Raw genomic sequence first — 6,605 nt, forward strand, 5'->3', positions numbered from 1 at the left:
CTCCTTTTGTAAGTGAGGAATACGTGCAGGTAGTTCCTATCGCTTCAATTCCCGTTCGATCCTTTGCAGCGCTTCATCAAAGGCTGTTTCCTGATTCAGATTGGCGATGTTCTTCAGCCAGCGGGTCATGATGCCATGCACGGCAGGGTAACGTTCGCCGAAGAAGGAGACTTTAACGTTGCTCGCCGATGCTGCAAATACTTCTCCGGTAACCTGACCGCCAAAAAATTCTTCTTCCTTCTGAACCGTTTCGCTGTCAAATACACCCGGTGTAGACGGGAAGAGGTTGAGATTGGATAGCGCTGTCTCTTGGTTCTCTGGGCTTTGCAGCCATTTGATGACCTCGAAGGCCTCCTGCGGATGCTCACTGGATTTAGGGATGGCGAGGAAGGAACCGCCGACATTTCCATCTCCGCCAGGTGCCCTTGCTACCCGCCATTTCCCTGCACTGTCTGGAGCCGCTTCAAGCAGTGGCTGCTTCATCCATACGGCACCGACATAGGAAACGATCGTTCCTTTGTTAATTCCCGCATTCCATTCGGGTGTCCAGTGCTCAGCGTTTGCAATGAGGCCGTTATTGGAGAATGCAACAGCTGTATCCCATGCGTATTTGATCACCTCGTTCTGATCCCCGATGTACTGCCCATCCTCCGTGAAATATTTCTGCTCACTTTGCGAAATGATCTGATTGTAAACGTTATCAATATTGTCGGTCATAAATACCTTGCCATCAAAGGTCTCCTTGACCTTCAGGCCTGCAGCAATATAGTCTTCCCAGGTAGACAGGGCCTGGCTGACCTCATCCGGATCGGTTGGCAGTCCGGCCTGCTCAAATAAATCTTGGCGATAGAAGAGTGCGGTGGGACCGGTATCCATCGGAAACGCGATCATTTTGCCGTTTGGTGTAACTCCTTGCTGCCATTTCCAGTCAAGATAGAGGTCTTCAACTTCGGCAGCTCCGAGCTCATATAAATCGTAGAATCGGTCCTCACTCGGAAAGAGCTCCATGACCCAGTCGTTCAGGGCAACGATATCGGGCTCTCCGGATTTGGCGGCAAGCGTGGTTTTCAGCTTCGATTTGAAATCACCGCCGATTTTTTGAGTGACCAAATTAATGTGTGGAAATTGTTCCTTTGCTTTTGCAAGAAGCCCATCATCAATACTTCGATTCCAATACCATAATGTAAGCGTTATCTTTTTGCTGGATACGGAAGAATCCTTAGATGCACCAAAGCTGCAACCGCTCATGACAAGCACAAAAATGAGACTGACAATAATCAAGGACGTCCGTTTCATAGATTTTCCCCCTTGGTAGTCTTCGTTTGTTACTCGCATAACTATGGATATGAGACAAGAAGAAAGATATGAGGTTTTTCTGTAGAATCTAAGATGTTTGTTACATAATACCATAAAATCCCCGAATTGTTAGTCGCTGAATCAATTTGGTATTTACATTTTAACGGCTGAGGAAATTATTCTAGTGGATATTGGTTTTATTGGTTTTCTGTGAATTAAGCATATACAAATAATTATTATTCTTAGTTGTTTACTCTGTTTTATATTGACAGGTGTGACTAATCTATTTTATACTTACTTACGTAAAGTAACTAAAGGAAATATGGCACAAACCTTGTGGCAATTAATACGATAAATATATGGTTCCATTAGCGTACAAGTAAGACCTGAATTGGGGGAGCATAAATGATCACGAACGAGACGATCCAAACATTGAAAAATAAAATAAAGACGATCGGCGGCGGTGAAGGCGAGAAGTACATTTATCTGGTCGGTCCTGTACAGCTTCCGGTGAACATTGAGGATAATACATTAGAGTTCAAGTGGTATAGCTGGATCACCTCAGAGAAGCAGATGGATGAGCAGGAGCTCATCGCCTCCCTTGCAAATGCGCAGCTTGCTGATCAGCAGCAATCGAGTGTGCTGGTGTATGGGGATTTTGATAACCATCCGGATGCGATGATACGGATGCACAGCATCTGCCACACGGGTGATATCTTTGGAAGCAAGCGCTGTGACTGCGGCTTCCAGCTGCAGGAGTCGATGAAGATGATCGCTGCTCACGGCGCAGGTGCAGTCTTCTATCTGGCCAATCACGAAGGACGCGGTATTGGCTTGTTCAGCAAGACGATGGCTTACCTGCTTCAGGAAGAGGGTTATGATACGGTCGATGCCAATCTGGCGCTTGGCTTTGCCGATGATCAGCGGGATTACAGTGAGGCCATCCGTGTGTTAAGAGCGCTGAGGGAAGAGCCGGTACGCCTGATTACAAACAATCCGCGCAAGCTAGCATCTCTGCAGAAGGCGGGAATGCTGGTAAGCGGCAGAGTTCCGCTCTGGGGTGATCGCTCGGCCTATAACGACAAGTACTTGAAGACAAAGGTGAGCCGATCGGGGCATTTGGAGGAAAATGCGGAATGGGTTCGAGATGTACTGCTGTCTTAATCAATCCTATCATGCTTCGAATGAAGAAAACCTGCTGAAAATTTCAGCAGGTTTTCTTATATCGTGCTCTATTTGAAAGGAGGGCTAACTTGAATCAAATCATCAATTGACTTACATTTTCTTCTTGATCTCATCCTTGAGCGCTTCGGATTGGGTACCGAAGATAACTTGGACCGCACCGTTGCCTAGACGCATAATTCCCGCCGCACCCAGCTTCTTAAGCCCAGCGTCATTCACAACCTTCTCATCGCGAACGACAAGCCGCAGTCTTGTAATGCAGGCATCAATGCTCTCGATGTTATCAGCGCCGCCGAGTTGATGAAGCACTTTATCTGCCTTTGTGTCTCCTTCTGCAGAGTCAGAAGGTGCTGCAGGCTTATCAGAGGCATCTCCCGTTCCCGTACCTTCTACAAGTTCATCATCATCTTCTCGTCCTGGTGTCTTCAGGTTGAATTTGACAATAACGAAGCGGAACAGGAAGTAGTATACCACCCCGAACGCAAGCCCCACCGGTATGAGGAGCAGCGGATTCGTTGACAGCTTCATGTTGAGCAGGTAATCAATTAAGCCTGCGGAGAACGCGAAGCCCAGCTTGACGTCCAGCATATACATAATGAATCCGGATAAACCGGTCAGAACGGCATGGATGACATATAGTACTGGTGCCAGGAACATGAATGAGAACTCAAGCGGCTCTGTAATCCCTGTCAGGAAGGAAGCAATGGCCGAACCGATAAAGATCGAGCCTACCATTTTTCGCTTGGACGGCTTCGCGGTATGAATCAGCGCGAGCGCTGCTGCCGGCATGGCGAACATCATGATCGGGAAGAACCCGGACATGAACATCCCTGCTGTTTTGTCTCCTGCAAAGTAACGTGTCAGGTCACCGTGCACAACTTCTCCTGCCGCATTCGTAAAGTCCCCGATCTGGAACCAGGCGATCGAATTCAGAACATGGTGCAGACCGATCGGTACAAGCAGCCGGTTGGCCGTACCAAAGATAAATGCACCGATACCTTCAAGACTAACTACCCAATTACCAAACGCAGCAATCGCATCCTGAATTGGGCTCCATATCATACCGAGCAGTACGGCAAGCACAATAGTTGCGATTGAAGTAATGATGGGAACAAACCGCTTACCTGAGAAGAAGCCCAGCCATTCCGGAAGCTTGAGCGTATGGAATCGTTTATATAAATACGCAGCCAGCAATCCGGTCATAAATCCGCCAAGCACGCCTGTATCGAGCACAACATCATCCGGGATATATCCGAAGACAATCGGAACCTGCTCCAGAACTTTTACCAGAATGAGATAAGAGATGACGGCAGACAGCGCGGCTACGGCATCCCCTGCGAGACCAATGGCAACACCGACGGCAAAAATAATTGGGAGATTGCCGAAAATCGTTCCTGCACCCGCATTCAGAAATGGGGTGATGAATTGGTTAATGAAACCGCCTACAGCTCCGAGCGGAATATCCTGTTGGTAGTCTATTAAAGCAAAAGCTTGGAGAATACCTGCTGCAGGCAGAGTGGCGACCGGAAGCATCAGCGACTTGCCGAGCTTTTGAAGACCTTTTAACATGCTTACTGCACTCCTTTTTGATTAGGATTTTTGCATAGTCGATTTAGCTTTCTTTTTGGGTTTTATGCAAAATCCCTAAAAAGATGAAAAAAGTTTTCGTTAAATTGGTATAAAAACAGAAAAATATTTTTGCGACACTTGCTATTATAACTATATTTGCGGAAGATGGAATAGGACTTTTGCATCTTGCAGGTGCCCTGTATTGACTTCTTCACTTCAACCGGATAGATTAACTATGAAAAAGATCACTAAAATCAAGACTTTACGCCCGTTTTTTTGAAAGCGCTTCATACGTATATGACAACAATTACCTTTATTAGGGGGAGGGCATATGGCTTTTCATTCGCTGCCTATTTTACCTGCCGTCAAGAGTATAAAAGAGCTGGAACGAGTATTAAACAGTCCTTATATGTATATCGTTCTTCTCGATTCTCATGTCGCTCAGCTGAAGCATATTGTTAAGCTTGCAGAGCAGCATGGCAAAAAGATACTTCTTCATGCCGATATGATCAATGGGCTCAAAAACGATGAGTACGCTGCCGAGTTTCTATGCCAAGAGATTCGTCCGGCCGGTCTCATTTCGACCCGTGCTGGGGTCATACGCGTTGCCAAGCAGAAGGGATTGATCGCGATTCAGCGCGTCTTTTTACTTGATACCATTGCACTTGAGAAGAGCTACGCATTGATCGAGAAGACTCAGCCCGACTATATTGAAGTTCTTCCTGGTATTATGCCCCATATTATCAAAGAAGTTTCATCCAGAACCGGAATACCGATATTTGCGGGCGGCCTGATCCGGACCGTAGAGGATGTAGACAATGCCATGCAGGCGGGAGCCACATTTGTAACCACATCAAATCATGAGCTTATCGCTCATTATCAAAATAGCGCCGTTTAACAGGAGGTAGAGCAGATGGAACAGTACATTATGTCATTAGATCAAGGCACAACCAGCTCGAGAGCCATTCTATTCAATAAAAAAGGGGAGATCGTATACACCGCTCAGCGGGAGTTCCCTCAATATTTTCCACAGCCCGGGTGGGTTGAACATAACCCCAGTGAGATCTGGAGCTCAATTCTCGCTGTCATTGCGACTTGTCTGGCAGAAGCGGAGGTGAAGCCTTCCCAGATCGCCGGAATCGGAATAACGAATCAGCGGGAGACAGCGGTCGTGTGGGAGAAGGACACCGGTCATCCGGTGTATAACGCGATTGTATGGCAATCCAGACAGACGGCGGATATTTGCGCGGATCTAAAAGCCCAAGGACACGAAGATATGATTCGTCAGAAGACAGGGCTGCTCATCGATCCTTACTTCTCCGCAACGAAGGTCAGATGGATATTAGATCATGTGGAAGGTGCAAGAGACAGAGCAGAGCGAGGCGAGCTGCTGTTCGGGACCATAGACAGCTGGCTGATCTGGAAGCTGTCAGGCGGTACAGCCCATGTAACCGATTATTCAAATGCTTCCCGCACCATGATGTATAACATTCATGAGCTGGAGTGGGATCAGGAAATATTGGATCTGCTTGATATTCCAAGAGCGATGCTGCCTGAGGTGCGCGGATCTTCCGAAGTGTATGCACATACGGTTCCGTATCATTTCTTCGGCTCACAGGTCCCGATTGCAGGTGCTGCAGGAGACCAGCAGGCTGCACTGTTTGGTCAGGCTTGTTATGAAGAAGGCGCAATCAAGAATACTTACGGTACAGGCTGCTTTATGCTGATGAATACGGGAGAACGGGCCATTAATTCACAGCATGGACTCATTACGACGATTGCGTGGGGGATTGATGGCAAGATTGAATATGCTTTGGAGGGCAGTATTTTTGTAGCGGGCTCGGCGATTCAGTGGCTGCGAGACGGGCTTCGCATGATTAAAGACTCCAAGGACAGCGAGCTGTATGCCTCCCGTGTGGATTCAACGGAAGGCGTATATCTGGTGCCTGCCTTCGTTGGACTGGGCAGTCCGTATTGGGACAGTGAGGTTAGAGGTGCCGTATTTGGGCTGACACGTGGAACGAGCAAAGAGCATTTTATTCGTGCCACGCTGGAATCTCTGGCCTATCAGACGCGGGATGTACTGAATGCGATGCAGCAGGATTCAGGAAATACCCTTGCTAAGCTTCGAGTCGATGGTGGAGCGGTGAAGAACAATCTGCTGATGCAGTTCCAGAGCGATATTCTGGGTGCCCCGGTAGAACGGCCGGTCATCAGTGAGACAACGGCGCTCGGAGCGGCTTATCTTGCTGGTCTTGCCGTTGGATTCTGGAGCAGCCGGGAGGAGATATGTGAGCAGTGGGCATCGGAGCGGATATTTGAGCCGGGGATGGCTGAAGAGCAGAGAGAGCGGCTGTATGCAGGCTGGCAGAAGGCTGTGGAGGCTGCGATGGTATTTAAGGTGTAGATGTATGAGATGACGGTGAAAGAAAAGATGGAAGAGATGTAGTGCAGGACCGTTCCTGTGCTGCTCCGGTAGTGAATATTCCGTACGATCGTTCTTGGACAGGAATGGCAGTGAACTAGGCTATAAGGAAGCCATTCCTGTCCAAATACGA

Annotated in this window: 5 protein-coding genes; 3 read left to right on the top strand and 2 right to left on the bottom strand. The window is 48.0% G+C overall.

Annotated elements, in window-relative coordinates; translation table 11 throughout:
* Positions 1–36: 36 nt before the first annotated feature.
* Positions 37–1,296 carry an ABC transporter substrate-binding protein gene (locus BM415_RS17260; RefSeq protein WP_091160157.1) on the bottom strand — a complete coding sequence of 420 codons (1,260 nt, stop codon included), beginning with the start codon at positions 1,294–1,296 and terminating at the stop codon, positions 37–39.
* 405 nt (positions 1,297–1,701) lie between these two features.
* Between BM415_RS17260 and BM415_RS17265 the strand changes: the two genes are divergently transcribed.
* On the top strand, positions 1,702–2,460 hold the full coding sequence (locus tag BM415_RS17265; RefSeq protein WP_091160159.1) for a GTP cyclohydrolase II: 759 nt from the start codon (positions 1,702–1,704) through the stop codon (positions 2,458–2,460).
* 111 nt (positions 2,461–2,571) lie between these two features.
* Here BM415_RS17265 and nagE read toward each other — a convergent pair whose 3' ends face one another.
* Positions 2,572–4,047, bottom strand: a complete 1,476-nt coding sequence (nagE, locus tag BM415_RS17270; RefSeq protein WP_091160160.1) for an N-acetylglucosamine-specific PTS transporter subunit IIBC — start codon at positions 4,045–4,047, stop codon at positions 2,572–2,574.
* Positions 4,048–4,378: 331 nt separating this feature from the next.
* Between nagE and BM415_RS17275 the strand changes: the two genes are divergently transcribed.
* Positions 4,379–4,945: a glycerol-3-phosphate responsive antiterminator gene (locus tag BM415_RS17275; RefSeq protein ID WP_091160161.1), complete on the top strand. Its 567-nt coding sequence runs from the start codon at positions 4,379–4,381 to the stop codon at positions 4,943–4,945.
* A gap of 15 nt (positions 4,946–4,960) precedes the next feature.
* On the top strand, positions 4,961–6,454 hold the full coding sequence (gene glpK, locus BM415_RS17280) for a glycerol kinase GlpK (protein WP_091160163.1): 1,494 nt from the start codon (positions 4,961–4,963) through the stop codon (positions 6,452–6,454).
* The last annotated feature ends 151 nt before the right edge of the window (positions 6,455–6,605 follow it).

The sequence above is a fragment of the Paenibacillus sp. 453mf genome, from assembly GCF_900116105.1.
Taxonomy (GTDB): Bacteria; Bacillota; Bacilli; order Paenibacillales; family Paenibacillaceae; genus Paenibacillus; species Paenibacillus provencensis.

Bases quoted from the DNA above. Each gene is read 5' to 3' on its own strand.
- BM415_RS17275 (WP_091160161.1), top strand. From the start codon at position 4,379: ATGGCTTTTCATTCGCTGCCTATTTTACCTGCCGTCAAGAGTATAAAA.
- glpK (WP_091160163.1), top strand. From the start codon at position 4,961: ATGGAACAGTACATTATGTCATTAGATCAAGGCACAACCAGCTCGAGA.
- BM415_RS17260 (WP_091160157.1), bottom strand. From the start codon at position 1,296: ATGAAACGGACGTCCTTGATTATTGTCAGTCTCATTTTTGTGCTTGTC.
- BM415_RS17265 (WP_091160159.1), top strand. From the start codon at position 1,702: ATGATCACGAACGAGACGATCCAAACATTGAAAAATAAAATAAAGACG.
- nagE (WP_091160160.1), bottom strand. From the start codon at position 4,047: ATGTTAAAAGGTCTTCAAAAGCTCGGCAAGTCGCTGATGCTTCCGGTC.